We start from the raw sequence: 26,650 nt of genomic DNA, 5'->3' as shown, positions 1-26,650 counted from the left end.
TTATGGCTCGACCATGTGGTGCGAGCACGTTCGTAGACATGTCAACCAAGGAACTCGCAGGCAAGAAGGCACTCGTCACCGGCGCCACCTCGGGCATCGGCCGCGCGATCGCGGTCAAGCTGGCCGAACAGGGCGCCACCGTCTACGTCACCGGCCGCCGCGCCGAGCTCGGCAAGGAGACCGTCGCGCTCATCGAGCAGGCCGGCGGCACCGGTCACTTCATCGTCTCGGACGTCGCCAGCGTCGACGACGTCCGCAAGCTGGCCGAGGAGGTCGGCGACGTCGACGTGCTCGTCAACAACGCGGGCATCTTCCCGTTCTCGCCCACGCCAGAGCAGTCGCTCGACGGCTACCAGCAGGTGTTCGACGTCAACGTCCGCGGCACCTACTTCCTCACCGCGGCCCTCGCCCCGGCGATGGTGGCCAAGGGCAAGGGCTCGATCATCAACGTCTCCTCGATCGCGGCCGTGATCGGCACCCCGGTCGGCTCCGTCTACAACGCCTCGAAGGCCGCGATGGACGCGCTGACCAGGTCGTGGGCGACCGAGTTCGGTCACGCGGGCGTCCGCGTCAACTCCGTCGCGCCCGGCCCGATCCGCACCGACCAGGCCGTCCAGGAGGCCGGTGAGCTGTTCCAGACGATCACCGAGCTCACCGCGTTGAAGCGGGTCGGCGAGCCCGAGGAGATCGCGGAGGCCGTGCTGTTCCTGGCGTCGGACCGGTCGAGCTACTTCACCGGCTCGGTGCTGACCGCGGACGGCGGTTACGTGGCGAGCTGAGCCAGCAGCGCGGTGATCGACGAGGGCGACTCGACGTGCACGTTGTGGCCCGTGCCGGGGAACTCGACCGGCTCGGGCACCAGCTCCTTCAGGTGCTCCTGGGGACTCATCGGGTCGTTCTCGCCCGCCGCCAGCACGACCTCGGCCTCGGCGGCCATGATCAGGCCAGGCATGTCCGGCCTGCCGACGCCGAACGCCTTCATGTCCAGCGACGGCGTCCATCCACCGTCCACTTCGGACACGCCGTGGGCCAGCTTCACGCCCGCCATCTTGGAAGCGCGCTCAACGGCTTCTTCCTCGCTCGCGAAGACCTTGCCCGGTTTCGCGGCGAGTGCCGCTGCTTTGCTCAGCTCCTCGTCGGTCCACTGGACCTTGATCCCGACGCCGACGCACGTGGTCACCTTCACGCCGAACCAGCCGCTCGCCAGCGCCAGCCCGACCACCCCGCCGAGCGAGTGGCCGATCACCGTGACGGGCTCCTTCGGGATCACGTCGGCCACAGCGGACGCGAACGAACCGAACGAGTAGCGCTCGATCTTTCCGGAGCGGCCATGTCCGGGCAGGTCCGGCACGAGCCAGCTGCCCCGCCAGTCCCGCACGACGTCCTGCCACACCTCACCGGTCGCGCCCAGGCCGTGCAGCAGCACCAGCAGCGGCCCGTTTCCCCCACGTTCGACATGAAGCACGTCAGAATCCCGTTCTATGCGGACCGATGCCGAGCTGATCGCCGACCCGGACACGTATACCTCGGGTGTCCCGCACGACGCACTCACCCGGCTGCGCGAAAAGAACGTCGTGCGCGTCGACGACTTCTGGGCAGTCTTCCGCCACGCCGACGTCCGCGCAGTTCTTCGGTCGCCCGGGGTGTTCTCGTCCCATCGCGGCGCCACCCAGATCCGCGACCCTCAGCCCGCCGACCTGGCCTACGTCCAGCGCATGATGCTCAACCAGGACCCGCCCGCGCACAGTCGTTTGCGACGCATGCTGACCAGGGCTTTCACCCCGCGCGCCGTGGCCCGCCTGGAAGAGGGAATCCGCTCGAACGCTCGCCGGATCGTCGCGGAGATGTCCGGCGACTTCGCTCACGACGTCGCCGACCTGCCGTTGCTGACGCTGGCCGACGTCTTCGGCGTGCCCAGGCAGGACCGCGCGCTGCTCTACGACTGGAGCAACCGCGTGATCGGCTTCCAGGACTCCGAATACGCGCTGTCGTCCAGTTCGACCGCCGGTATGACCGACATGGCGTTGGCCGCGTTGGAGCTGCGTCCTTCCGATGGACGTGACCCGCGCGCACGGGACGGCATGCCCGACCTCTACGCCTATGCGCACGCGTTGGGCTCGTACAAGCGCTCGCATCCGACCGACGACGTGGTCAGCAACCTCATGCAGGAGGACCTCTCCGTCGAGGAGTTCGAGAACCTCTTCTGGCTGTTCTCCGTGGCGGGCAACGAAACCCTGCGCAACGGCATCCCCGGCGGCATGATCGCGCTGCTTCAGCACCCGGACCAGTACAAGCGACTGCGCGACGACCGTTCGCTGCTTCCCACCGCCGTCGAGGAGATGCTGCGGTGGTGGACGCCGGTGATGCACTTCCGACGCACGGCTGTGGAGGACACCTCGTTGTCCGGCGTGCCGATCAAGGCGGGGGACAAGGTCGTCGTCTGGTTCTCGTCCGCGAACCGCGACGAGCTGGCGTTCACCGATCCTGCGGCGTTCGACGTCGGGCGGCGCGAGGCCGACCACCTGAGCTTCGGGCACGGTCCGCACTTCTGCCTCGGCGCCCAGCTGGCCCGCACCCAGATGCGCGCGGTGTTCGACGCGGTCCTGGATCTGCCTGGCATGCTTCAGCTCGACGGCGAGATCAGCCGACTGCGGTCCAACTTCCAGAACGGCGTGAAGCACCTGCCGCTGAGGTTGGAGTGACGTTGCTTCTGGGGGAAGCTCATGGCGATTGAGCAGGTGCCGTCCGCGGAGTGGCCGACCAGCGAGAATCGTCCGCTCCTGGTGATGTTGTTCAGCCCTGAGGAACTGGCCGAGAAGTTCGGGCTCGTGTTCGACGACGACGAGGATGACCTCGGGCCGCTGAAGCTCGCCGTCGTCAGGGCGTCGTTCGGTGTCGCGGGCCTGATCCGATACGTCGACGCACCGTTTGACGGAACGACCGTGTACGTCGACCGGGACGCCGACCTCGAGAGCACCCACCGCGCGGTGGTGAGCGAGTTGGGACTGGAGAGTTCGGACATCAGCTGGGCCGCCGAGTAGCGATCTGGCACGATTCAGACGACCGGAGCTGGCGGCCCACTGTGATGTGCAGGTGGCGAGCCCCAGCCGGTCACCTGGCCCAAGTAGGCTCGTCGCGAGACGAGACGCAGGAGAAACAGGGAGCGCAAGTGGCGGTCATCGAGCAGGTCGGAGCACGCGAGATCCTGGACTCTCGCGGCAACCCCACCGTCGAGGTCGAGGTGGCGCTGGACGACGGCACGCTGGAGCGCGCGGCCGTTCCGTCGGGCGCGTCCACGGGTGAGCACGAGGCGGTGGAGCTGCGGGACGGCGACGCCAAGCGGTACCTGGGCAAGGGTGTCGAGCGCGCGGTCACCGCCGTGCTCGACGAGATCGGGCCCGAGCTGGTCGGCATCGAGGCCGTCGAGCAGCGCGTCGTCGACCAGAAGCTCGTCGACCTGGACGGCACGCCGGACAAGGGGCGCCTGGGCGCCAACGCGATCCTCGGTGTGTCGCTGGCTGTCGCGAAGGCCGCGGCCACGTCGTCCGGCCTGGAGCTGTTCCGCTACGTCGGCGGCCCGAACGCGCACGTGCTGCCGGTGCCGATGCTGAACATCCTCAACGGTGGTTCGCACGCCGACACCGAGGTGGACATCCAGGAGTTCATGATCGCGCCGATCGGCGCGGAGACGTTCCGCGAGGGCCTGCGCTGGGGCACCGAGGTCTACCACGCCCTGAAGTCCGTGCTGAAGAGCAAGGGCCTCGCCACGGGTCTGGGTGACGAGGGCGGGTTCGCGCCCAGCCTCGCCAGCAACCGCGACGCGCTCGACCTGATCCTCGAGGCCATCGAGAAGGCCGGCTACCGGCCGGGTCGCGACGTCGCGCTCGCGCTCGACGTGGCCGCCACGGAGTTCTTCTCCGACGGCGCCTACACGTTCGAGAAGAACAAGCGCTCCGCCGAGCAGATGATCGGCTACTACTCCGAGCTCGTCCGCGACTACCCGATGGTCTCCATCGAGGACCCGCTGTCCGAGGACGACTGGGACGGCTGGGTGCAGATGACCGCCGAGCTGGGCGAGAAGGTCCAGATCGTCGGCGACGACCTGTTCGTCACGAACCCGGAGCGCCTGGAGGAGGGCATCTCCCGCCGCGCCGCCAACGCGCTGCTGGTGAAGGTCAACCAGATCGGCACGCTGTCCGAGACGCTCGACGCGGTCTCGCTGGCCACGTCGTACGGCTACAAGTCGATGATGTCGCACCGCTCGGGCGAGACCGAGGACACGACCATCGCCGACCTCGCCGTCGCGACCGGTGCCGGCCAGATCAAGACCGGCGCCCCGGCGCGTGGTGAGCGCACCGCGAAGTACAACCAGCTCCTGCGCATCGAGGAGTCCCTCGGCGACGCGGCGCGCTACGCGGGTGAGCTCGCGTTCCCGCGCTACACGCCGGAGAGCTGAGAAGCTGTAAATCATGGCCGAGCGCGCGCGTCGTCCCCGCCGCCCCCGCGAAGAGCGGGAGGCGCGGCCCGCGCGCGTGCGCAAGCCGCCCCGTCCGAAGGCGCCGTCGCGTCGTAGTGACGGCACGGGCGGCGCGTTCGGCATGACCGGTACGCGGCGGGCCGCGATGTTCGCGATGGTGCTCTGTGCACTGGCGCTGAGCGTCGCGGTCCCGTTGCGGACCTACCTGTCCCAGCGCGACGACCTGAGGGACGTCGGCGCCGAGCAGCAGAAGCTGCGGGAGCAGGTGGCTGCGCTGGAGCAACGGAAGGCGCAGTTGAACGACCCGGCGTACGTCGAGATCGAGGCGCGCAAACGGCTGCACTGGGTGCGGCCCGGCGAGACGCCGTACATCGTCCAGCTGCCGGGCGACGAGAAGCGCAACACTGAATCGGAGAGGCCGTCGGGCAAGCCCGCGGCACAAAGGTCTTGGTACGAGGAACTGTGGGAATCGGTGACGCACAAGTAAGTGCTGCTGACCTGGAAACGGTCGCTCAGCAGCTCGGCCGCATGCCGCGCGGAACACGTGCGATCGCCTCGAGATGCCCCAGCGGGCACCCGAACGTCGTGCAGACCGACCCGCGGCTGCCTGATGGGACCCCGTTCCCGACGCTGTACTACCTGACCTGCCCGAAGCTGAACTCCCTGGTCAGCACGCTGGAGGGCGGCGGGCTGATGAAGGAGCAGCAGGACCGGCTGGCCACCGACGAGGAGCTCGCCGCCGCTTATCTGCGTGCACACGAGGCGTACCTCGCGGAGAGGGACGCCATCGAGTCGTTGGGCACGCAAGTCACCGCGGGCGGCATGCCGAGCAGAGTTAAGTGCCTTCACGTGCACGTCGCTCATGCCCTCGCGAAGGGCCCTGGGGTCAATCCCATGGGGGACGAAGCCCTGGCAATCTTGACCGGGCAGGGGCTGTGGCCGACCGGTGAATGTTCGGGGAGTTAACAGTCAACGGAACCGAACAGACGCTTCACTCCGTCTTGGGTACACCTAGGCTCAGGAGTGGGGCAGGGTGGAACGGGTCAGCGATGGGGGCGGCGCCGTAACTGCCGGGCGGCGCGCCGCGATGACGCACGAGAGGTGAGTATTCGTGGCAATGGCAAAACTGCGTGGTCCGGTACGGCTGTCCCCGAGGCAACGGGGGTTCGCCGTGGCCGCGCTTGCCGCCATGCTCGCGCCAACCATGATCGTCGGTACCAAGCTCGTCGACTGGGTCAACCTCTCCAAGCACAACGACATCGCTGTCAGCCTCGGCCCCGCGGACGTCTGGAACGCCCTGCACCGCGACCCGTCCGAACTCGGCGCGTCCGGCCGCCTGCCGCTCTCCGACGAGTTGAGCGCGGCCCTGCTCGCCGACCTCGAGGACGGCAAGATCGACGACGACCTCGACAACGACCCGGGTGACTCGGTCGATGACGACCTGGGCAGCGCCGACATCCCCGGCGTCGTCTTCGAGGCCTACCTCCGCGCCGAGGGCAAGATGGGCGAGCTCGTCCCCGGCTGCAACCTCGACTGGGCCCTGCTCGCCGGCATCGGCAAGGTCGAGTCCAACCACGCCAGCAACGGCCGCGTGAACGCCGTCGGCGACGCCACCCCCAAGATCCTCGGACCGCTGCTGAACGGTTCCCCCGGCGTGGCGGCCATCCACGACACCGACGGCGGCCGCCTCGACGGCGACAGCACCTGGGACCGCGCGGTGGGCCCGATGCAGTTCATCCCGGCCACCTGGGCGGGCTACGGCGGCGACGGCAACGAAGACGGCACCGTCAACCCGAACAACGTCTACGACGCAGCCCTGGGCGCCGGCCGCTACCTCTGCGCGGGCGGCGGCGACATGACGAAGCAGGCCGACCGCGCCAAGGCCGTGTTCCGCTACAACAACTCCACGACCTACGTCGAGACGGTCCTCAAGTGGGCCAAGGAGTACAGCGAGAACGTCAACGCCCTCCCGCCGCTGCCCGGCACCGGCAACGACGTGCAGAACCCCACTCCGGGAAACCCTGGCAACCCTGGAAACCCCGGTAACCCGGGCAACCCCGGAAATCCCGGCAACCCAGGTGGCACCACCACCACCACCACCACGACCACGACGACGACGCCTCCGAACTGCCCGACGACGACCACGTCGACCAGCACCTCCACGAGCACGTCGACGACGACCCCGACGTCCACCTCCTCGTCGTGCCCCACGACGTCCACGACGACGTCGACCACCACGACTACGACCACGACGACCACCACCACGACGACGACCACGGCGGCCAACACGCCGCAGCAGCCGACGGGTGGCACCTCAGGTCAGTCGTCCACGTCGTCGACCGAGAAGTCCGAGAGCGGCAGCTCGACGCCGCAGTCGACGTCGAACAGCTTGATGACGAGCACGCCCAGCTAGCACGGCGTGTCGCGTTAGAGCCGTTCCAAGCCGTACTTCCTTCGGTGCGATTCGGGCAGAAACGTTGGAGGAGCGGGGATTCCGTCTCCTAGCTTGCTTTCCATGCCGAAGCGCAACTCAAGCGTGGTGGGCCGGGAGTTCGGCAACGCCGTCCGCTACGCCATCGAGCAGTCGGGCCTGACCCAGGCCAAGCTCGCCGAACTGCTCGGCTGGCAGCAAGCCAAGATCTCGGACTTGGTGCAGGGCAAGGGCGGCGTCGACGAGGTGGACCTCGTCCGCCTGCTTTCCTACTGCCGCATCCCTCACGCCGAAGTCGAGTACCTGATCGCCCTCTTCCGCGAGTCCAGGGAGAAGGGCTGGCTGCAGTTCCCCGCAGACGGCGTGCCGGAGCAGCTGCGCAGCCTCGTCGACCAGGAACGCCTCGCCAGCAAGATCACCGTGTGGACCATGAACGTGATCCCCGGCCTGTTCCAGATCGCCGGCTACATCCGGGAGGTGGCCGAGAAGTCGACCCGGAACCTCACGCCCGCGGACATCGACGACTTGATCAGAGCGAAACTCGAACGCCAAGCGATCCTCACGCCTGCCCGGGAGTTCGCCTTCTACGTTCACGAGCAGGCGCTTCGGCTGCCTGTCGGTGGCCCAGCTCTGATGAGGACGCAGCTGGAGCACATCATGATGATGCTGGTCCGGAAGTACATCACCTTCCGAGTCGTGCCGACTGCCATCGGCGCGCACGCAGGGCTGGCGAGCAACTTCACCCTGCTGACTTACGAGAAGTTCGAGCCGGTCGTCTACGTGGAGAGCCTCAACACCGGCCTCTTTCTCGAGGACAAGGCTTCACTTGGCATGTACGAAGAGGCGTTGATAGGGCTGGATCGTGATGCCTTGGACGCGGAACAATCGAGGGAGCTGATCACCAGCATCGTGTTCTGAGGAGGCGTGCCGCATGTCGACGTGGCGCAAGAGCAGTTACAGCGCATCGGGGAGCGAGTGCGTCGAGATCGGGCACGGCATCGGCATCCGCGACAGCAAGGCCCCGGTCGCTCACCTTCCGGTGTCTGGCGAGGCTTGGGACGCGTTCCTCCACCTCGTGAAGGCACCGTGACGCGGAGGTTCTCACCAGAATCCGAGCGGACCCTGAGGCAGGCGGGCTGGTACCCCGGCAGGACCATCGACACCGCGAAGTGGCGTGTTCCGCTGGAGGAGTCGGGATTCGTCTTCCCTGAAGCGGCCGAACGGTTTCTCGGGGAGTTCGGCGGCCTTTCCGTTGAGGATCAGGGCTCTGGGATCACGACCGCGAGGGAGGCGTTCGAGTTCGATCCGCTGCTCGCCTTCGGTGAGGACGACCGCTTCGGAGCGTTGGGAGCGTTGATCGGCCGGGTCATTGCTCCACTCGGCGAACTCGCCAACGACGGGTTCTTCCTCGGTGTAGACGAGGAGGGCGTGATCTACCTCGTCGCCGGCTGGCTCGCACGGTTCGGTTCCGGGGACGCCGGCCTGGAAAACCTGATCTTGGGCGTCATGCCCGAGGCCCTCCACAACACCTGGCCTGGAAAACCCGAGGCGAGGCGCGGCTGACGTTGGCAAGGTGGTGGGCGTGCGCCCTGACTACCCGGTCAAGACCGACCGCCTCGTCCTCCGCCCCTTCGAAGAGCAGGACCTCGACGACCTGCACGCCTACATGTCGAACCCCGACGTCTGCCGCTACCTCTACAGCGAACCCAGCAGCCTCGAAGAGACGCAGAAACGCCTCGAGAGGAGCTTCACCCTGGACGAGCTGACCGAAGAGGGTGAGTGGCTGGTCCTCGCGGTCTACCTCCCCGAAGCGGATCGGGTGATCGGTGACGTCGTCCTCAAGTGGGTCAGCGAGAAGCATCGGCAGGGCGAGGTCGGGTACGTGTTCAACCCGGAGTTCCACGGCAAGGGCTATGCGCGTGAAGCAGCTGAGGCGATGCTGAAGATCGGGTTCGACGAGCTCGGCCTGCACCGGATCGCCGCTGAGTGCGACCCGCGCAACGAGCCGAGCTGGCGGTTGATGGAACGGCTCGGCCTTCGCAGGGAAGGGCACTTCAGGCAGAACGAGATCTTCAAGGGCGAGTGGGGTGACCTCTTCGTCTACGCGATGCTCGAAGAGGAGTACCGGCGTGCTCAGGCCTGACTATCCGATCAGGACCGAGCGCCTGACGTTGAGGCCCTTCGACGCCAACGACTTCGAGGCCTTCTACGCCTACCGCTCGCTGCCCGACGTCCACCGCTACCTCAACAACAAGGCGGCGGACCGGGAGGGCGTGGCGCAGTTGCTCGCCCGGCGGACGACCGAGCACCAGCTGGCCGAGGCGGGGCAACGGCTCGCGCTGGCCGTGTGCCTGGACGACAAGGTCATCGGTGACGTCGCCCTCGTGTGGCGGACCGACCACGAAGGCGAGATCGGGTACAGCCTGCATCCAACGTTCCAGGGCAAGGGCTACGCGCGCGAAGCAGCCGAGGCCATGCTCCGGATCGGGTTCGACGAGCTGAAGCTGCGGAGGATCGTCGCCGAGTGCGACCCGCGCAACGAGCCGAGCCGGCGGGTGATGGAACGGCTCGGTATGCGCAAGGGCACGTCGGGCGACGGTCTCGTCTACGCCATGCTTGCCGAGGAGTTCAAGAACAAGAGGTAGGGGTGAGCATGTCGCGCGTTGCGGCCATCGACTGCGGGACCAACTCGATCAGGCTCCTGATCGCCGACGTGACCACAAGGGACGACGGCACGGCGTGGCTGCGGGACGTGCACCGCGAGATGAAGATCGTCCGGCTCGGGCAGGGGGTCGACGCGACCGGGCGGCTGCACCCCGACGCCATCGAGCGGACGCGCCAAGCACTGAATGACTACGCGCGCACGATGCAGCGGAAGGGCGTCGAGCGGGGGCGCATGGTCGCCACGAGTGCGACGCGGGACGCGAGCAACCGCGACGAGTTCTTCGGCATGACCGAGGAGATCCTCGGCGCGCCCGCTGAGGTGATCACCGGGGACGAAGAAGCACGACTGAGCTATCTCGGCGCGGTGGCCGATCTTGACCCGGAAGAGGGACCCTTCCTCGTCACCGATTTGGGTGGAGGTTCGACCGAGTTCGTCCTCGGCAGCGGCACGGAGGTCGAGGCCGCGCGGTCGATGGACATCGGGTGCGTCCGGCTGACGGAGCGGTTCATCCGCGAAGACCCGCCGAGCAAGGAAGAAATCGTCGCAGCGGAAGCGTTTGCGCGGCAGCAGATCAAAGAAGCGTTCGAGATCGTGCCAGTCGAGAAGACGAAGACCTGGATTGGCGTTGCTGGAACGGTTACGACGTTGTCAGCCCTGGTCCAAGGGCTGGAGGTGTACAACAGCGACGTTATTCACCTCAGCAGGATCACACTTGACAATGTAGAAGAAATCACCGACCGTATCCTGTCGATGACTCATGATGAGCGTGCCTCGCTCGGGCCCATGCATCCCGGTCGGGTGGACGTGATCTGCGGTGGAGCCATCGTTCTGCGCGCGATTGCCAGGGAGCTGGAGAATCGCGCGGGTACTCGCACGCTCGTGTGCAGTGAGCACGACATCCTCGACGGCATCGCGTTTTCGCTGGTCTAGCCGAGAATTAAGGTCGGCTTGAGGTGATCGTGACGAGTTTGTGACCGCTTTCGATGCGCGTACTCCTGGACACCCCGGTTAACGTCCTCTCACGTTTTGGGAGGTGGACGAGACCTCCCGGGGAGGCGTGCGTGCGCAATAACTGCGCCGACGCCGGGGAAAGGCGGGAGAGACTGATGTCGCGATCACGGGTTGCGTGGGTGGCACTGCCAGCCGCGTTGGCCATGACGCTCAGCGCGTGCGGCGGCGGTGGGGGCGGCTCCACTGCTACTGGCAAGGACAACCCGGACGGCACGGTGTCCATCTACGGCACCGAGCCCAAGAGCACGTTGTTCCCGGCCAACACGACCGAGGCCGGCGGTGGCAAGGTCACCGACTCGCTGTTCTCGCGGCTGGTCGGTTACAAGGCCGAAGACGGCGCGCCCTACAACTTGATGGCCGACTCGATCACGTCCAGTGACGCGAAGGTCTACACCATCAAGATCAAGCAGGGCTGGAAGTTCCACGACGGCACCGAGGTCAAGGCGAAGAACTTCGTCGACGCCTGGAACTGGGCCGCGTACGCGCCGAACGCACAGCAGGCGGCATCCTTCTTCGCCCCGATCCAGGGCTTCGAGGACGTCCACCCGGCCGACGAGAACGCCAAGCCGGCCAAGGACAAGATGTCCGGCCTCGAGCTCGTGGGCGACTACGAGTTCAAGGTCACGCTCAACGGCCCGACCTCGGTGTTCACCACGATGATCGGCTACACGCCGTTCTCGCCGATGGCGGACTCGTTCTTCAAGGACCCGAAGGCCGCCGAGGCCAAGCCGATCGGCAACGGCCCGGTCAAGTTCGTCTCCCGCACGCCGAACGCGCTGATCAAGATGGAGCGCTTCGACGACTACAAGGGCGAGGACAAGGTCCACTTCAAGACCCTGGACTACAAGATCTACTCCTCCCAGGAGACCGCGTACCAGGACCTGGTCGCGGGCAAGCTGGACTTCATGGAGGCCCTGCCTCCGTCGGCCAAGGTCGGCGAGAAGTACAAGGCAGACCTGGGCGACGCCGTCGTGACCGCGAACCTGCTCGGCCAGAGCGCCATCGCGTTCCCGCAGTACATCGACGCGTTCAAGAACGTGAAGCTGCGCCAGGCCGTCTCCATGGCCATCAACCGGGAGCAGATCACCAAGACCGTGCTGGCCGGCTCGTACGTGCCGTCCACCAGCTACGTGTCGCCTGGCATCAAGGGCTACCGCCCGGACACCTGCGGTGAGTACTGCAAGTACAACCCGGAGAAGGCCAAGCAGCTGTTCCAGGAGTCGGGCTTCACCGGCAAGCTGACCATCCAGTCCAACCAGGACGGTGGCCGCAAGGAGCCTCTCGAGGCGGCTTGCAACAGCATCAAGCAGGCGCTGGGCGTTGAGTGCGAGTTCGTCGGTGCCACCAACTTCGGTGCGTTCCGCCAGATCGTCGACGGCAAGCAGCTGACCGGCATGAGCCGTTCGGACTGGTCGGCCGACTACCCGTCGATCGAGAACTTCCTCAACCCGCTGTACCGCACGGGTGGTTCGTCCAACGACTCGAACTACTCGAACCCCGCGGTCGACGCGCTGCTGAAGAAGGCCGACGAGACGGCCAACGAGGACGAGGCGATCAAGCTCTACCAGCAGGCCGAGGACCTCATCGCCAAGGACATGCCGTCCATGCCGACCTGGAACGAGAAGGGCATCGGCGGTCGCTCCAAGAACCTGCTCGAGGCCAAGATGTCGTTCAAGCGCCAGGGCGTGCTGGAGTCCTTCCGCGTCAAGGCCTGATTGCCGAACACCTGAGTTCTGAGTGAGACCGTCCGGCCCTGCGTCCGTCGAGCGATCACGGGCGTGGGGCCGGAGCGGTGTTCAGGCTCGGGGCGCCCCCCACCACGCAAGGAGCCGACCTAATGGGTCGCTATGTGCTGCGCCGTCTGCTGCAGCTGATACCGGTCTTCCTCGGGACCACCTTTCTGATCTACGCCCTGGTCTGGGCCATCCCTCAGGACCCCTTCGCGGGCAAGTGCGGCCAGCGGCCGTGCGATCCGGCCTACATCGCTGAGATGAGCCAGAAGCTCAACCTCAACGACCCGTTGCTGCTGCAGTACTTCAAGTACCTCGGCAACCTCCTCACCGGAGACTTCGGCACCACCTTCAACGGCGTGTCCGTCGGCGAGCAGATCGCCACCTCGTGGCCCATCACGTTCAAGATGGGCATCATCGCGGTGATCATCGAGGCCATCATCGGCATCACCGCCGGCGTCCTCACCGGTCTGCGCAAGCAGGGCTTCCTGGACAACCTGGTCCTGGTCTCGACCCTGTTCCTGATCTCGCTGCCGGTCTTCGTCACCGGTTTCGTCCTGCGCCTCTACCTCGGCCCGCAGGGCTTCGACCTCATCGACACCTCGGTCAGCTCCGATCCGACGATCGGGGAACTGATCTTGCCCGGCTTCGTGCTGGGCAGTCTCTCGATGGCCTACGTGGCCAGGCTGACCCGCACGAGCATCGTCGAGAACCGTCGCGCCGACTTCGTGCGCACGGCCATCGCGAAGGGCCAGCCGCAGACCCGCGTCGTCGGCATCCACCTGCTGCGCAACTCGCTGATCCCGGTGATCACGTTCCTCGGCACCGACCTCGGCAGCCTCATGGGTGGCGCGATCGTCACCGAGGGCGTCTTCAACATCAACGGCATCGGCGGCCTGATCTTCCGCGGCATCCAGGAGAAGGAAGGCATCATGGTCACGGGCATCGTGACCCTGCTGGTGCTGGTGTACCTGCTGGCCAGCTTGCTCGTCGACCTCCTGTACGCCGTTCTCGACCCGAGGATTCGCTATGAGTGACCCAGGATCCGTGTCCGGCGGTTCCGGACTCGAAGCGGCCGCGGCGGCCGGTGTCGACCAGCTCAGCCACGTCGACGACTCGTCGCAGAAGCAGAAGAAGCCTCGCTCGCTCTGGAGCGACGCGTGGGGCGAGCTGCGCCGCAAGCCCTCGTTCATCATCTCGCTGGTGATCATCGCGGTCATCGTGCTGATGGCGATCTGGCCGACGCTGTTCACCTCCGTCGACCCGCGCCACGCCGACCTCGACAAGTCGCTGCAGCCGCCGTCGGGTGACGCGTGGTTCGGCTACGACCTGCAGGGCTACGACGTCTACGCCCGCGCCATGCACGGCGCCCGCGCGTCGCTGCTGGTCGGCATCTTCGCCACGCTGCTGACCGTGGTCATCGGCTCGCTCGTCGGCATCATCTCGGGTTACGCGGCGACGTGGATCGACAGCGTGCTGTCCCGGTTCGCGGACATCTTCGCCGGCATCCCGTTCGTGCTCGGCGCGATCGTCATCCTGACCACGCTGAACGCACCGACCGAGAACCCCGGCGTGGTCCGGATCGTCACCCAGGTGGTGCTCTCGATCGCGGTGCTGTCGTGGCCGGTGGTCATGCGCATCATGCGTTCGGCGACGCTGGTGGCGAAGCAGCAGGACTACGTCAAGGCCGCCCGCGGTCTCGGCGCCTCGCCGCTGCGCATCGTCTTCCGGCACCTGCTGCCGAACACGGTCGCACCGGTGCTGGTGTACGGGACGATCGCACTGGGCGCCTTCATCGGCGCCGAGGCGACGCTCGCGTTCCTCGGCATCGGCCTGCGCCCGCCGGTCGTGTCGTGGGGCGTGATGATCTCTGAGTCCCGCGACTACTTCCAGTCGGCACCGCACATGCTGCTGTTCCCCGCGGGCTTCGTCACCGTCACGGTGCTGGCCTTCGTCATGCTCGGCGACGCCGTGCGCGACGCCCTCGACCCCAAGTCCCGATAGGGGAATCCTGTGACTCAGCCATTGCTGGAGGTCGAGGATCTCCACGTGGAATTCCGCACCCGCGACGGTGTCGCGAAGGTGCTCAACGGCGTCTCGTACCACGTCTCCGCGGGCGAAACCCTTGCCGTGCTGGGTGAATCCGGCTCCGGCAAGTCCGTGACCGCGCAGACGATCATGGGCATCCTGGACATGCCGCCGGCGTTCATCACCAAGGGCTCCATCAAGTTCCGCGGTGAGGACCTGCTGTCGAAGTCGGCGGAGGACCGTCGCCAGGTTCGTGGCGAGGGCATCGCCATGATCTTCCAGGACGCGCTGTCGGCGCTGAACCCCGTGTTCACCGTCGGGTTCCAGATCGAGGAGCAGCTCAAGGTCCGCCGCGGGATGTCCAAAGCGGACGCCCGCAAGCGCGCCGTCGAGCTGCTCGACCAGGTCAAGATCCCGAACGCCAAGGGACGGATCTCCGACTACCCGCACCAGTTCTCCGGCGGTATGCGGCAGCGCGCGATGATCGCGATGTCTCTCGCTCTGGACCCGGAGCTGCTGATCGCGGACGAGCCCACGACCGCGCTGGACGTCACCGTGCAGGCCCAGATCATGGACCTGCTGGCGGAGATCCAGAAGGAACGCGACATGGGCATGATCCTGATCACCCACGACCTCGGCGTCGTCGCCGACGTCGCGGACCGGATCTCGGTCATGTACGCGGGCCGCATCGTCGAGCACGCCGACGTGTACGAGCTGTTCCGCGCGCCGGGGCACCCGTACACCGAGTCGTTGCTGGAGTCGTTGCCCAGGCTCGATCTGAAGGGCCAGGAGCTCAAGACGATCAAGGGTCTGCCGCCGTCGCTGACCAACATCCCCGCCGGCTGCCCGTTCAACCCGCGCTGCCCGCGGGTGTTCGAGCTCTGCACCACCGAGGTGCCGACCGTGCACAACCTCGGCATGGGCCGCACCAGCCGGTGCCACATCGCGGAGGAGGTCGTCGCTCGTGGCTGAGCCGATCCTCGAGGTCGAGGGCCTCGTCAAGCACTTCCCGGTCCGCGTCGGCGTGCTGTTCAAGCGCACCGTGGGCCACGTCAAGGCCGTCGACGGCGTCTCGTTCACGCTGAACAAGGGCGAAACCCTCGGCGTCGTGGGCGAGTCCGGTTGCGGCAAGTCCACCCTGGCCCAGGTGCTGATGCGCCTGGAGCCGCCGACCGCGGGCGTGGCCAAGTTCGAGGGCCGCGACATCTTCGGCATGAAGGGCGCGGAGCTGCGCAAGCTGCGCCGCGACATCCAGATCGTGCTGCAGGACCCGTACACGTCGCTGAACCCGCGCATGACGGTCGGCGACATCGTCGGTGAGCCGTTCGAGATCCACACCGAGGTGGCGCCGAAGGGGTCGCGTCAGCAGCGGGTCCAGGAGCTGCTGGAGACCGTGGGCCTGAACCCGGAGCACATCAACCGGTACCCGCACCAGTTCTCCGGCGGTCAGCGTCAGCGCATCGGCATCGCCCGCGCGTTGGCGTTGAAGCCCAAGGTGATCGTGTGCGACGAGCCGGTGTCGGCTCTGGACGTGTCGATCCAGGCGCAGGTGATGAACCTGCTGGGCGAGCTGCAGTCCGAGCTCGGCCTGTCGTACCTGTTCATCGCGCACGACCTCTCGGTGGTCCGCCACCTGTCGAACCGCGTCGCGGTGATGTACCTCGGCAAGATCGTGGAGATCGGCACCGAGGACGACATCTACGAGCGGCCGATGCACCCGTACACGCAGGCGCTGCTGTCCGCCGTGCCGGTGCCGGACCCGACCCAGCGCGGTCGCCGTGACGTCATCCGCCTGACCGGTGACGTGCCGTCGCCGATCGACCCGCCGTCGGGCTGCCGGTTCCGCACGCGCTGCTGGAAGGCGCAGGACATCTGCGCCACCGAGGTGCCGGAGCTGGTCGTGCGCAACGACGGCCACCCCTCCGCGTGCCACTTCGCGGAGGAGCGCACGGTCGTCTGATGTTCATCTGATCGAGGGGCCGTGCCTTGGGCGCGGCCCCTCTTTCGTCGTGCAGGGCGTTCTGGCGTTGACGGTGTGCGGCAACACCCTGCCGGTGGCTTGTCGTCACGTCGGCGGCACCAACATCTACGTCCGCAAGACCGACGGCCCGGAGATCGACGTGAAGTGGCGCCGCTGTGCAGGTGGCGCTGAGGGTTCGGCCGTGCGTTTGCAGAACGCCGACCCGACGCCGTACGTGCGGATCGACACGAACTTCCGCGCGAGCACCGTTTTCTGCCTTTCCGCGAAGTCGTACGGCAGCAACACCACGGACACGTGGAACGGCACCGTCAAGTGGAACGTGAGCTGAATGCGTTTCGCCTGCCTGCTCTTGTTGTTCGTGGCCGGCTGCAGTGCGACGGCCGCACCCGCTGAACCCGTCGGATACGCGGATGAGGTTCGTTCGCTTTATTCGACGATGAGGTGGCCGGCGGACGTTCGCCCGGATCTGGACGCGCTGATCAAGGCCACCACGCCGGCCGCGGACGAGCAGAGCTACTCGCGCCAGGCGCTCGCGGTCGTCAACACCTGCGCCTGGTACCGCTCCTGGGACGCCGCCGTCACCCGTGGCGACTCGGCAGCGGCGAGTTCGTCGCTCGACGCGATCACGAACCTCGTGACGCGGTACCCGCCGGAGGACGACAAGGCAGGCCGCCAGTTCGTGCGGGACGCGCCAGCTCGCGCCGCGGCCGGCGATCCGGCACCGGTTCGCGACTACGTGGACGCGAACTGCTTCGACACCAAGTGGGCCTAGGGCTTGCCCAGGTGCGTGATCGTCACCCCCGGGGCGATCAACGTCTGGCCCGTTTCGACGAACCCGCGCTTCCGGTACAGCCGGAGCGCGGGTTCGTTCTTGGTGCCGGTGCTGACGATCTGCGGCCCCTCAGGCAGTGCGTCGAGGAGCTTGGACGCGATGCCGCGCCGATGTGCGCGTGGGTGGACGACCAGCCGGCAGATGTCCACAGTGGACCCGTCGAGCTGGTACGAGACCGCGCCGACGAGACCTTCCTCGTCGTACAGCCCGAGGAAGGTCTCACCGCACTGCCGGAGTTCCTGCTGTGTCTCGTGTAGCGGCGGAATGCCGTCGAAGCCGATGATCTCGGCCTCGACGGCGTAGGCCAGCCGCTGCACCGTCCACAGCTCGTGCAGGACGGCGTCGTCGGCCAGGTCCAGAATCACGTGTTGGACGAGTTCCGCACGAACGCGGCCAGGTCCTCGGACTGCTGGATCCTGCTGGGCTCGTGCACGTACATCATGTGGCCGGCCGGGTAGTAGGCCGACTCGATGTTCGCGGCGAGCTCCTTCGGGATCTGCAGGTGCGCGATCAGGTGCTCGGCCGCGAAGTACGGCGTGGCGCCGTCGTACCAGCCGAACGCGACGTGGACCTTCAGGTGCGGGTTCGCCCGCATCGCCGCCGAGAGCTTGCCCGCCGTGCTCACGTGACGGCCCTCGAACTCCTTGTACGACCACTTCTCGATGGCCGACCAGGCGAGGGTCTCGTACGGCAGGTCGTTGGAGTAGCCGAGCTCGGCGTGCAGGTAGTGGTTGATCGCCGCCGCGTACGGGCCGAGGATCGCGTCGATGGACGGGTCCGCGGAGATGCCCTCGCGGCCGTAGTCCGTGTCCCAGCCGGTGAAGCGGCCGTCGATGCGTCCCACGGTCTTGCGGTCGCGGCGCAGCAGCTCGGTGAAGAACCGGATGTGCTCGATGCGCAGGTCGACCGCGTCCACGTACTCCTCGGTCAGGCCGGTGAGCCGCGCCAGCTTCTCGATCGTCGCGGCGCGCTCGACGTCGGACAGCCTGTTGCCGCGGGCCAGCGCGTAGGGGTAGTCGCGGGACGCGAAGTCCTCCGCCTCGGCGAGCACCTCCTTGAGCGGACGGTCGCCGTGCAGGCCGTGGTAGTGCGCGATGGCCGCGTACGTGGGAAGGAAGAGCGTGTAGCCGAGGTCGTGGCCCTCGTTGAACTCCAGCGTCGCGAAGTCCAGCACCGAGGAGATCAGCATGAGCCCGTTGACGTACATGCCGAACTTCTTCTGCAGGTGCTCGGCCAGGCCCGCCGCGCGCAGCGTGCCGTACGACTCGCCGCAGATGAACTTCGGCGACATCCACCGGCCGTTGCGCGCCGTCCACAGCCGGATGATCTCGGCGACGGAGTCGATGTCCGGCTGGTAGCCGTGGTAGCTGGAGGGCTTCTCGCCCTGTGCGGCCCGGGAGAAGCCGGTCGACACCGGGTCGATGAACACCAGGTCGCTCTCGGCCAGCAACGACTCCTCGTTGTCCGCGAGCCCGTACGGCGGCGCGGTCAGGTTGCCGACGTCGCCGCTGAGCACCCGGCGCGGCCCGAGAATGCCCATGTGCAGCCAGAGGCTCGCGGATCCGGGCCCGCCGTTGAACGCGAACGTCACCGGCCTCTTCAACGGGTCGGCGCCGTCGAGCGTGTACGCGGTCAGGAACACCTCGGCCTTGGGCTTGTGGCCCTCGAACACGCCGTCCTTGACCACTTCTTCCTTGAGCACGACACGCCCGGCGGTGGCTGTGTAGTTCAGCTCGCGGCCCTTGACGGTGATGCTGTGCTGGGTGGTGACCAGGTCATCAGCGGGAGTCGCGGGCTTCTCTTCGGTCTTCTCCTCGGACATAGGAGCAACACTACGGAACTCGACGATCGAATAACGGCCTGCCGAGCGTGCCCGCGCCTGGTCGCGTGGCGTGAGTCGGTCGCCTCGGAGAAGCGTGCGGCGTTCCGGGATTGGGACTATTGGGGCAAGCCGGTTCCGAGCTTCGGACCGCTGGACGCGTCGCTGCTGATCGTGGGCCTCGCGCCCGCCGCGCACGGCGCGAACCGGACCGGCCGGATGTTCACCGGCGACCGCTCCGGCGACTTTCTGTACCGGGCGCTGTACGAGGTCGGGCTGGCGTCGCAACCTGAGTCGGTTTCGGTGGACGACGGGCTGGAGCTGTACGGCGTGCGGATCTCTGCTCCCGTTCGATGTGCGCCTCCTGCCAACAAGCCGACCCCCGAGGAACGCGACCGGTGCACGCCGTTCCTGCGCGAGGAGTTCGGACTGATGACTTCGCTGCGGTCGGTCGTGGTGCTCGGGGCGTTCGGGTGGCAGGCCTTCCTGCCGCTGCTGGGGTCCGCGCGGCCCAAGTTCGGGCACGGGGTCGAGGTGTCGCTGGGTGGGCTGCGGGTGTTCGGCTGCTACCACGTCTCGCAACAAAACACTTTCACCGGGAAGTTGACCCAGGAGATGCTTCAGGAGGTGCTGCGGAGGGCGGTGAGCTGATGGGGAAGCCAAAACCCATGCAGGTGCTGAAGACCGAGGGGCCGCCGGCCTTCGCGTTCCTGGTCGAGAAGTACGGGTTCCTCGGCCCAGAACTGGAGGACGACGGCTTCACCTACCACCGCCCCGGTATGCACATCTCGATCTCCTCCTGGTGGGGGAAAGGCGAGACCGGGTTCACCACCTACGTGGAGGTGTCGGGCGGGGAGCCCTACCGGAGGTGGCACGCCGACCTCGGCTGCCTGTACGTGGCGTGCGACCTGGGCCCGTTGCAGGCGGTGGGCCTGTCGACGGGGAGTGGTCACCTGATGCGGAAGCGGATCGGCGAGCACTCGGCGGCGTTGCGCAAGGTGATGCTGCGGCTCGACGGTCCGGAGTGCTTCACCCTGATGGAGCGCTGCCACGCGAAGCCGCTGCCCGACTAGGCGAGTTGGTCGAAGGATCATCCGAACGGGCCCGTTCCGTGTCAGGCTGACCCGCATGAAGTGGTGGCGGGCCGGGGTGGCGGTGGCGGCGCTGCTGATCGTCGTCGTCGCGGCCAGCGGTTCGTCGCCGGTCACGCTCGTCAACCGCATGCAGGACCGCCCGCCGGCGCAGAACCAGGAACCGTCGATGGACGTGCCGATCCCGCAGGAGCTGCCGGGCGTCATCGCGTGGCCGTTCACGGTGTACCTGCTGGCGCTCACCGCGTTGGTCCTGTTCGGACTCATCGGCATCATCCTCGCTCTGGAACTGCCGCGCTGGCGTCGTCGGAGGGGCGCGCGCGGAGTGGAGATCGAGGACTTCGAGGTCGGCGAGACCGCCTCGGCGGTGCAGCGCGTCGAGAAAGCCTTGCAGGAGTTCACGAACCATCCGCAACGGCCGCCGCGCGACGCCGTGATCGCCGCCTGGCTCGCGCTGGAGGAGGCCGAGGAGCGCCTGCCGCACCAGACGCCCACGGAGTTCACCGAGCGGCTTGGTGTCGATGCGACCGTGCTGAAGAACCTCTACCAACGTGCGAGGTTCGGGCACGAGGACGTGAGCGCCGAGCAAGCTCAAGAGGCGCAACGGGAACTGAGCCGCATCGTCCGGGAGCTCGCGTGAAGACCGCGCTGGCGTTGGGCGTCGGGGTGGCCATCGGCGTGGTGATCTGGCTGCTGGGCGCGTCACCGTTCTGGTCGGCGGCGCTGGCCGTTCCGCCGACCGCGTTCGCCGTGCTGATCACCCGGCTGCGGCGGGCGACGGACATCGTGTGGAGCTCGGCACCGGCGGCGCCCGGTTCGATCAGCACCGCGCACGCCAGCACGCTGACGTCCAGGCTGGCCGAGGCGGCGGAAAGCCCGCGGCGGTACCAGGAGCGGTTCCGGGGCCGGTTGCACCGACTGGGGATCGACGCATCCGAGATGCCGAACCCTCAAGAACTCGCGGAAAGGCTTAGGAGAGTCGAGTGACCATCGCGTTGGAGGCCAAAGCCGTTCTCGACGAGATCGGCAAGGTCGTCGTCGGGCGCACGCGGACCGTGCGGCTGGCTTTGGCTGCTGTGCTGGCCGGCGGGCACGTGCTGCTGGAGGACGTCCCGGGCCTGGGCAAGACGCTGATTGCGCGGTCGCTCGCGCAGGCGTTGTCGCTGGACTTCCGGCGTCTGCAGTGCACGCCGGACCTGTTGCCCGCCGACGTCACCGGGTCGTTCCTCTACGACCCCGGCACGCGTGAGTTCGACTTCCACCAGGGGCCCGTGTTCACCGGGCTGCTGCTGGCCGACGAGATCAACCGGACGCCGCCGAAGACGCAGTCCGCGCTGCTGGAAGCCATGCAGGAGCGTCAGGTCACGGTCGAGGGACGCACGTTCCCGTTGCCGAGGCCGTTCCACGTGCTCGCGACCTCGAACCCCGTCGAGTACGAGGGCACCTACCCGTTGCCCGAGGCGCAGCTCGACCGGTTCCTCGTGCGGCTCGACATCGGCTATCCGCCCGCGGAAGAAGAGGTGGAGGTGCTGCGGCGACGGCTCGCGCGGCAGAAGGAAGAGGCCGAGGTGCCGCCGGTGCTTGCTGTGGGCCGTCTCGCCGAACTGCAGGCCGAGCTCGAACAGACCACAGTGGACGACGATCTCCTGCGGTACTGCGTGGATCTGGCCGTGGCGACGCGGCAGCACCCGTCCGTCGAGGTCGGTGCGTCGCCGCGTGGTGCGCAGGGTCTGGTGCTGGTCGCTCGTGCGCTGGCCACTTTGGACGGACGTGGCTACGTGACTCCTGAGGACGTCAAGGAGTGCGCGGTCGCCGTTCTGTCGCACCGGCTCGTGATGAAGCCGGAGACGTGGACGTCCGGGGTGAGCGGGGTGCAGGTCGTCACCGAGCTGCTCGGCAAGGTTCCGGGCCCGCCCAGCTCATGAGCAGAGCGGACAAGATCAGGGAGGCGTTCGCCCAGTCGCACGGCGCGCACTGGCATCCGACGGACGCCTACTCGCGGGCGGTGTGGCTCGGTGTCGGGCTGATCGTCGCCGGGATGTTCCTGCACCAGGTCGAGATGGTGCTGTTCGGAGTTCCGCTGATCCTTTCGGTGCTGCTGACGCACAAGCCGTCCGGCACACCGACGGTCAGCGTTCGGCCGGTGCCGCGCGGAGCCGGTGCGGGCGTCGTGCACACCGTCGCCCAGGTCGACGGCGCGGACGCGGAGATCGCGGTGATCAAGCTGCCGGGTGGGGTCAGGGCGCTCCCGGCGCACTCGCCCGACCTGCCGGTGGAGATCCGGCGCGACGCGTGGGGGCCCGGCGTCGACCTCCGGCTGGACCACCTGTTCGCCGGGCCGGACGGGATGCACGTCTACGGCCCGATCGTCGGGGTCGAGCACGTCCGCACGATCCTGCCGCCGGTCGAGCACCACCCGTCCGGACCGCTGCCGCCGCGTCCCGCCGGCCTGGTCGGCATCCACCGCTCGCCGCGTGCGGGCGACTCGACGGAGCTGCGGGACATCCGGGTGTTCCAGCCCGGTGACCGGCTCAAGCGCATCGACTGGCGGGTGACGACGCGGACCGGCACCGTGCACGTCCGCGAACGGCACGCGGAGGCCGACGCGGAGATCGTGCTGGCTCTCGACACTCGTACTGATGTCGGCGTCAACGTCGCGGACTGGTCGTCTCCTCAGTACGGGGCCACGACGCGGCCCGACGGCAGCCTGGACCGGGCGGTGCGGCGGGCGGCGTCGATGGCCGCCGGGTACCTGAGGCAGGGCGACCGGGTCGGGTTGATGGACCTGAGCAGGCCACAGCTCAACGTGCGGTCTGGCGTCGGGCGGCGGCACCTGATGCGGATCCGCACGCAGCTGGTCGTGTGCGTGCAGGCGGCGGGGTGGGCGTCGCGCGTCGCGCTGCGGAAGCTGCCGCACGGCTGTGTGGTCGTGTTGCTGTCGCCGTTCCTCGACGACGAGATCGCCGAGCTGGCCGTGCAGACGCGCAAGCACGGACACGTCGTGCTGGCGATCAACACGCTGCCGTTGCCGCTGAAGCCCGATCTCGAGACGCCGTGGGGCGAGGTCGCGGCCGAGATGATCGCGGCGGAGCACCGGCAGCGGCTGCGGCGCATGGCCGAGCACGGGGTGGCGGTGACGCGCGAATGCTGATGCGGCTGTTGATCGTGCTCGCGGCGGTGCCCGTGGCGGTGATCCTGCACCTGGAGTCGGACACCGCGGTGCCGTTGGCGATCGTGGCGGGGCTGACTCTGTTGTCCGTGCTGATGCCGGGGAGCGCGGGGCCGGCGTTGCTCATCGGCTACGCGGCGCTCGCGATGGCGTTCGGCGACGGGCACCCGTTGCGGCTCGGCGTGTGGCTCATGATCCCGGCGCTGCACCTCGTTCACGTGACGTGCGGACTGGCGGCGGTCGTTCCGGTGAAAACGAGGATCGAGCTCGCTGCGCTGAAAGCACCAGCCCGGCGGTTCGCCATTGTCCAGGCGATCTCTTTTGGTGTCGCGGCGTTCGCCTCGTTCATCCCATCAGGGCCCAACTTCGGGCTTGTGGAGCTGCTCGGACTGGGGGCTCTGACGGTCGTGATCGGGGTCGTCGCGCTGAGGATCTGAATCGCTCCTCTCAGCGAGAACTCCTCAAATCAGACTCAAGCCCCAGGTCAGTCCGGATGGTGTTCGGCATCACCCGGCGACGGTAGTCACAACGGCCCCTTCAGACGCGCGAAAAAGGGGGTCCTGGTGCGACCATATGTGTATGGCTGCTGTGAAGTCGCAACCCACGCGAATCGTCATTGTGGGCGGTGGGTACGTCGGTATGTACACGGCTCTCGGACTGCAGAAGAAGCTGCGCTCCGGTGAGGCCTCCGTCACCGTCATCGACCCGCAGCCGCACATGACCTACCAGCCCTTCCTGCCTGAGGCGGCGGCCGGCTCCATCGAGCCGCGCCACGTCGTCGCCCCCCTGCGCAAGGTGCTCAAGCGCTGCCACGTCGTCACGGGCCGCGTCACCAAGATCGAGCACGCGCGCAAGATCGTGACCGCCGAGCTGTCGGACGGCCACGTCGAGGAGATCGAGTACGACGTGCTCGTCTCCGCGCTGGGTGCGATCTCCCGCACGCTTCCGATCCCCGGCCTGGCCGAGGTCGGCATCGGCATGAAGACGATCGGCGAGGCGATCTACGTCCGCAACCACGTGCTGTCGCGCCTGGACCAGGCCGCGAGCACGAACAACGCGGACCTGCGCAAGAAGCTGCTCAGCTTCGTCGTGATCGGTGGCGGCTTCGCGGGCATCGAGACGCTCGCCGAGCTCGAGGACATGACGCGGTATGCGCTTCGGTACTACGAGGGCATCAAGCCCGAAGAGATGAACTGGGTCCTGGTCGAGGCCGCCGGCCGGATCATGCCCGAGGTGTCCGCCAAGCTCGGCGCGTGGACCGTCGAGGCGCTCGAGAAGCGCGGCATGAAGATCTACCTCGACACCCGCGTGAAGTCCTTGGAGGGCGGCCACGTCGTTCTCGACGACGGCACCGAGTTCGACTCCGACACGATCATCTGGACCGCCGGCATGAAGGCGAACCCGGTGCTGCGCAACACGGACCTCCCGCTCGACGAGCGCGGCCGCGTCCGGTGCACCGCCGCCATGCAGGTCCAGGGCCTCGACGGCGTGTGGGCCGCCGGTGACTGCTCCGCGGTGCCGGACCTCTCGCGCATCGAGGAGGACCCGACGGCGACGTGCGTGCCGAACGCGCAGCACGCCATCCGTCAGTCGAAGCTGCTGTCGAAGAACATCGTCGCGTCGCTGCGCGGCCAGAAGCCGAAGGACTACTTCCACAAGTACCTCGGCTCGGTCGCGGGCCTCGGCCTCTACAAGGGCGTGGCGGACGTGTTCGGCCTGCGCTTCAAGGGCGTGCCGGCGTGGTTCATGCACCGCAGCTACCACGTGGCGTTCATGCCGACCGTGAACCGCAAGCTCCGCGTGCTGATGGACTGGACGCAGGCGCTGTTCTACGGCCGCGAGATCGTCGCCCTGGGTCAGATCAACGACCCGAAGTCGGACTTCGACCGCGCGGTGCAGAGCTGATCGGGTACGACGTTCACTCTCTGTGAGTAGTGAGATGCCCCGAGCGTTATCTCGTTCGGGGCATTTCGCTGGTCCAGAGGCGGAACTTGAGCGCCCAAACGGAGTAAAGCTCCGGTACTCTCCTTGACATTGCGTTACGTGAACCAGAGACTACGGCTGGTGCATCACCTGAATGCGTGATGCGCTCATGTGGGGAGAGAGGTGATCCCGATGTCTCTCGAGGAGCTGGCCGCACAGCTTCGTCGTGGCGAGATCGAGGACCCCGCGTTGGCGCAGTACGCCGCAGAGTACGCGCAGGCGGGGCAGAGTTTCCGCAGCAAGAAGGACGATTGAGCAGGTCAGCTGACGGGCGGGTGCCAGGTGCCCCGTCCGAGGCTGCCAGACCCCTTCTGCTCCAGGGCCAGGACTACCTCTTCCGCTCTCCGCCCAAATGCCTGGACTTCCAGGAACAGGTGCACCGCCTCGGCATGGTCGACGAGGGCGACGGCAACCCCCAACCCTGTGTGCTCGTACTGGCGCGCGCCGCAGACATGGAGATGAACGAGCTCTCCATCGCCCTGGCCGAGCGCGGCATCCGCATGGCGCGCATCGACGCCGACCGCTGCGTGGACCTCCCGCTGTCCGTCTACACGGACCAGCCTCTGATCGAACTCGACCGCTGGCTGCTGCGCCCTCTGCTGGTGTGGCGCCGCCACTTCGAGCTCTCCGCCGTCCCCGTCGAGCCCGGCACCCTGGCCGGCGCCTACGCGGTCGACCAGTGGGCCTCAGTGGCCAACTGGCTGTCGTCCCGCTCCGACTGGGCACACGTGAACCCCTCACGCTTCTCGACGCATCTGGACCGCCTGACGCAGCTTTCCGACGCGTCCGCCTTCGGTCTGCGTGTGCCCCGCACGGCCGTGACGACACGTCCGGGCCGTACGCGTCCCGGCGGCGGCCGTTGCATCGTCAAGACCGCGGGCAGGCACCTTTTGGAGCCACGTCCGGGCGTGCAGCACGGCCTGTTCCCGCGCCCTCTGGAGACCTCACGCGCGTCCGACGCCCCTGAGCCCGCGCCGGTGATCGTTCAGGAGTACGTGCCGTCCGACACCGAGCTGCGCGTGTTCGTGGTGGGGGAGCGCTGCATCGCCTTCCAGGTCGACAAGCTCGACCCGGCCCAGCTCTGGGTCGATCCCGACGCCGTGCGCGTGACGCCGACTTCGGTCCCTTCTTCTTTGTCAGACCGGCTTCTGGCCCTCGCCCGCCACTGGCGCGTCCAGGTCGCGGCGTTCGACCTGCTGGTCACCGGCGCCTCGGACTACGTCTTCCTGGAGATCAACGTCAACTGCGACTGGCGCTGGTTCGAACACCGCGCCGGCGACAACTCGGTCTCCGCGGCCGTGCACGACTGGGTCGCGTTGAGGTTCAAGGAACTGCTCGGAGCGGGGAGGGCCCGCTGATGTTCGGGTCCGTTCGATGCTTACCCGAATGGTCGCTCTAGTCCAATTCGCTGGGCCGTGCGGGCGAGAAAAGAC

General features: G+C 67.5%; 33 protein-coding genes. 30 read left to right on the top strand and 3 right to left on the bottom strand.

Going from position 1 to position 26,650, the window contains the following annotated elements; genetic code table 11:
• The first annotated feature begins 38 nt into the window (after positions 1-38).
• On the top strand, positions 39-779 hold the full coding sequence (locus AB0M24_RS33065) for an SDR family oxidoreductase (protein WP_363776948.1): 741 nt from the start codon (positions 39-41) through the stop codon (positions 777-779).
• Here the strand turns inward: AB0M24_RS33065 and AB0M24_RS33060 are convergent.
• Positions 764-1,465 carry an alpha/beta hydrolase gene (locus tag AB0M24_RS33060; RefSeq protein WP_363776945.1) on the bottom strand — a complete coding sequence of 234 codons (702 nt, stop codon included), beginning with the start codon at positions 1,463-1,465 and terminating at the stop codon, positions 764-766. The genes AB0M24_RS33065 and AB0M24_RS33060 overlap by 16 nt on opposite strands.
• A gap of 16 nt (positions 1,466-1,481) precedes the next feature.
• On the opposite strand from AB0M24_RS33060, the gene AB0M24_RS33055 reads away from it, so the two are divergent.
• From AB0M24_RS33055 to AB0M24_RS32965, 19 genes are all read left to right on the top strand, one after another.
• Complete coding sequence (locus tag AB0M24_RS33055) at positions 1,482-2,702, top strand: cytochrome P450 (protein ID WP_363776942.1); 1,221 nt, start codon at positions 1,482-1,484, stop codon at positions 2,700-2,702.
• A gap of 21 nt (positions 2,703-2,723) precedes the next feature.
• Positions 2,724-3,041, top strand: a complete 318-nt coding sequence (locus AB0M24_RS33050) for a hypothetical protein (protein ID WP_363776940.1) — start codon at positions 2,724-2,726, stop codon at positions 3,039-3,041.
• Positions 3,042-3,169: 128 nt separating this feature from the next.
• The gene (gene eno / locus AB0M24_RS33045) at positions 3,170-4,456 is read left to right on the top strand and encodes a phosphopyruvate hydratase (RefSeq protein WP_112270630.1); all 1,287 of its coding nucleotides are present in this window, start codon (positions 3,170-3,172) and stop codon (positions 4,454-4,456) included.
• A 13-nt stretch (positions 4,457-4,469) separates the two neighbouring features.
• Complete coding sequence (locus AB0M24_RS33040) at positions 4,470-4,964, top strand: septum formation initiator family protein (RefSeq protein WP_355552898.1); 495 nt, start codon at positions 4,470-4,472, stop codon at positions 4,962-4,964.
• 41 nt (positions 4,965-5,005) lie between these two features.
• On the top strand, positions 5,006-5,443 hold the full coding sequence (locus tag AB0M24_RS33035) for a DUF501 domain-containing protein (RefSeq protein WP_363776995.1): 438 nt from the start codon (positions 5,006-5,008) through the stop codon (positions 5,441-5,443).
• Positions 5,444-5,594: 151 nt separating this feature from the next.
• Entirely contained in the window at positions 5,595-6,890 is a 1,296-nt protein-coding gene (locus AB0M24_RS33030; RefSeq protein ID WP_363776992.1) for a lytic transglycosylase domain-containing protein, read from the top strand.
• Between the two features lie 102 nt (positions 6,891-6,992).
• Positions 6,993-7,826: a helix-turn-helix transcriptional regulator gene (locus AB0M24_RS33025; RefSeq protein WP_363776936.1), complete on the top strand. Its 834-nt coding sequence runs from the start codon at positions 6,993-6,995 to the stop codon at positions 7,824-7,826.
• Between the two features lie 13 nt (positions 7,827-7,839).
• On the top strand, positions 7,840-7,998 hold the full coding sequence (locus tag AB0M24_RS33020) for a DUF397 domain-containing protein (protein ID WP_363776933.1): 159 nt from the start codon (positions 7,840-7,842) through the stop codon (positions 7,996-7,998).
• Positions 7,995-8,471, top strand: coding sequence for an SUKH-3 domain-containing protein (locus AB0M24_RS33015; RefSeq protein ID WP_363776930.1), 477 nt, complete (start codon positions 7,995-7,997; stop codon positions 8,469-8,471). The genes AB0M24_RS33020 and AB0M24_RS33015 overlap by 4 nt, the downstream gene beginning before the upstream one ends.
• Before the next feature lie 19 nt (positions 8,472-8,490).
• Positions 8,491-9,051 carry a GNAT family N-acetyltransferase gene (locus tag AB0M24_RS33010; protein WP_363776927.1) on the top strand — a complete coding sequence of 187 codons (561 nt, stop codon included), beginning with the start codon at positions 8,491-8,493 and terminating at the stop codon, positions 9,049-9,051.
• Positions 9,038-9,553 carry a GNAT family N-acetyltransferase gene (locus tag AB0M24_RS33005; RefSeq protein WP_363776924.1) on the top strand — a complete coding sequence of 172 codons (516 nt, stop codon included), beginning with the start codon at positions 9,038-9,040 and terminating at the stop codon, positions 9,551-9,553. The genes AB0M24_RS33010 and AB0M24_RS33005 overlap by 14 nt, the downstream gene beginning before the upstream one ends.
• An 8-nt stretch (positions 9,554-9,561) precedes the next feature.
• Positions 9,562-10,503 (top strand): Ppx/GppA phosphatase family protein, encoded by a 942-nt coding sequence (locus AB0M24_RS33000; protein WP_363776921.1) that lies wholly within the window; start codon positions 9,562-9,564, stop codon positions 10,501-10,503.
• 176 nt (positions 10,504-10,679) lie between these two features.
• Complete coding sequence (locus AB0M24_RS32995) at positions 10,680-12,299, top strand: ABC transporter substrate-binding protein (RefSeq protein ID WP_363776918.1); 1,620 nt, start codon at positions 10,680-10,682, stop codon at positions 12,297-12,299.
• Positions 12,300-12,421: 122 nt separating this feature from the next.
• Entirely contained in the window at positions 12,422-13,351 is a 930-nt protein-coding gene (locus tag AB0M24_RS32990; RefSeq protein ID WP_363776915.1) for an ABC transporter permease, read from the top strand.
• A complete protein-coding gene (locus tag AB0M24_RS32985) occupies positions 13,344-14,318 on the top strand; it encodes an ABC transporter permease (protein WP_363776912.1) in 975 nt (324 codons plus the stop codon). The genes AB0M24_RS32990 and AB0M24_RS32985 overlap by 8 nt, the downstream gene beginning before the upstream one ends.
• Before the next feature lie 9 nt (positions 14,319-14,327).
• On the top strand, positions 14,328-15,314 hold the full coding sequence (locus AB0M24_RS32980; RefSeq protein ID WP_363776909.1) for an ABC transporter ATP-binding protein: 987 nt from the start codon (positions 14,328-14,330) through the stop codon (positions 15,312-15,314).
• Positions 15,307-16,302, top strand: coding sequence for a dipeptide ABC transporter ATP-binding protein (locus AB0M24_RS32975; RefSeq protein WP_363776906.1), 996 nt, complete (start codon positions 15,307-15,309; stop codon positions 16,300-16,302). The genes AB0M24_RS32980 and AB0M24_RS32975 overlap by 8 nt, the downstream gene beginning before the upstream one ends.
• A gap of 49 nt (positions 16,303-16,351) precedes the next feature.
• Positions 16,352-16,651 carry a hypothetical protein gene (locus AB0M24_RS32970; RefSeq protein WP_363776903.1) on the top strand — a complete coding sequence of 100 codons (300 nt, stop codon included), beginning with the start codon at positions 16,352-16,354 and terminating at the stop codon, positions 16,649-16,651.
• Complete coding sequence (locus AB0M24_RS32965) at positions 16,652-17,095, top strand: hypothetical protein (protein ID WP_363776900.1); 444 nt, start codon at positions 16,652-16,654, stop codon at positions 17,093-17,095.
• On the opposite strand, the gene AB0M24_RS32960 is transcribed toward AB0M24_RS32965, so the two are convergent.
• Positions 17,092-17,520, bottom strand: coding sequence for a GNAT family N-acetyltransferase (locus AB0M24_RS32960; RefSeq protein WP_363776897.1), 429 nt, complete (start codon positions 17,518-17,520; stop codon positions 17,092-17,094). The genes AB0M24_RS32965 and AB0M24_RS32960 overlap by 4 nt on opposite strands.
• The gene (locus tag AB0M24_RS32955) at positions 17,517-18,977 is read right to left on the bottom strand and encodes a peptidase S10 (RefSeq protein ID WP_363776894.1); all 1,461 of its coding nucleotides are present in this window, start codon (positions 18,975-18,977) and stop codon (positions 17,517-17,519) included. The genes AB0M24_RS32960 and AB0M24_RS32955 overlap by 4 nt, the downstream gene beginning before the upstream one ends.
• Positions 18,978-19,007: 30 nt before the next feature.
• Between AB0M24_RS32955 and AB0M24_RS32950 the strand changes: the two genes are divergently transcribed.
• The 10 genes from AB0M24_RS32950 to AB0M24_RS32905 all read left to right on the top strand — a co-directional run bounded on the left by AB0M24_RS32950 (position 19,008) and on the right by AB0M24_RS32905 (position 26,575).
• Positions 19,008-19,625, top strand: a complete 618-nt coding sequence (locus tag AB0M24_RS32950) for a uracil-DNA glycosylase (protein ID WP_363776989.1) — start codon at positions 19,008-19,010, stop codon at positions 19,623-19,625.
• Entirely contained in the window at positions 19,625-20,047 is a 423-nt protein-coding gene (locus AB0M24_RS32945) for a hypothetical protein (RefSeq protein WP_363776891.1), read from the top strand. The genes AB0M24_RS32950 and AB0M24_RS32945 overlap by 1 nt, the downstream gene beginning before the upstream one ends.
• Before the next feature lie 55 nt (positions 20,048-20,102).
• Complete coding sequence (locus AB0M24_RS32940) at positions 20,103-20,705, top strand: DUF4129 domain-containing protein (protein ID WP_363776888.1); 603 nt, start codon at positions 20,103-20,105, stop codon at positions 20,703-20,705.
• Entirely contained in the window at positions 20,702-21,052 is a 351-nt protein-coding gene (locus AB0M24_RS32935) for a hypothetical protein (protein WP_363776885.1), read from the top strand. Before AB0M24_RS32940 ends, AB0M24_RS32935 begins: the two co-directional genes overlap by 4 nt.
• Complete coding sequence (locus AB0M24_RS32930; protein ID WP_363776882.1) at positions 21,049-21,990, top strand: MoxR family ATPase; 942 nt, start codon at positions 21,049-21,051, stop codon at positions 21,988-21,990. Before AB0M24_RS32935 ends, AB0M24_RS32930 begins: the two co-directional genes overlap by 4 nt.
• Positions 21,987-23,216: a DUF58 domain-containing protein gene (locus AB0M24_RS32925; protein ID WP_363776879.1), complete on the top strand. Its 1,230-nt coding sequence runs from the start codon at positions 21,987-21,989 to the stop codon at positions 23,214-23,216. The genes AB0M24_RS32930 and AB0M24_RS32925 overlap by 4 nt, the downstream gene beginning before the upstream one ends.
• On the top strand, positions 23,210-23,671 hold the full coding sequence (locus tag AB0M24_RS32920) for a hypothetical protein (protein WP_363776876.1): 462 nt from the start codon (positions 23,210-23,212) through the stop codon (positions 23,669-23,671). The genes AB0M24_RS32925 and AB0M24_RS32920 overlap by 7 nt, the downstream gene beginning before the upstream one ends.
• A gap of 142 nt (positions 23,672-23,813) precedes the next feature.
• Complete coding sequence (locus tag AB0M24_RS32915) at positions 23,814-25,139, top strand: NAD(P)/FAD-dependent oxidoreductase (protein ID WP_363776873.1); 1,326 nt, start codon at positions 23,814-23,816, stop codon at positions 25,137-25,139.
• A 210-nt stretch (positions 25,140-25,349) separates the two neighbouring features.
• Entirely contained in the window at positions 25,350-25,472 is a 123-nt protein-coding gene (locus tag AB0M24_RS32910; RefSeq protein ID WP_269083663.1) for a hypothetical protein, read from the top strand.
• Entirely contained in the window at positions 25,469-26,575 is a 1,107-nt protein-coding gene (locus AB0M24_RS32905) for a hypothetical protein (protein WP_363776869.1), read from the top strand. The genes AB0M24_RS32910 and AB0M24_RS32905 overlap by 4 nt, the downstream gene beginning before the upstream one ends.
• Positions 26,576-26,650: the final 75 nt, after the last annotated feature.

Source organism: Lentzea sp. NPDC051838, assembly GCF_040681245.1.
GTDB lineage: Bacteria > Actinomycetota > Actinomycetes > Mycobacteriales > Pseudonocardiaceae > Lentzea.
Note: the sequence above shows the minus strand (reverse complement) of the source record. Positions and strands in the feature narration are given on the sequence as shown.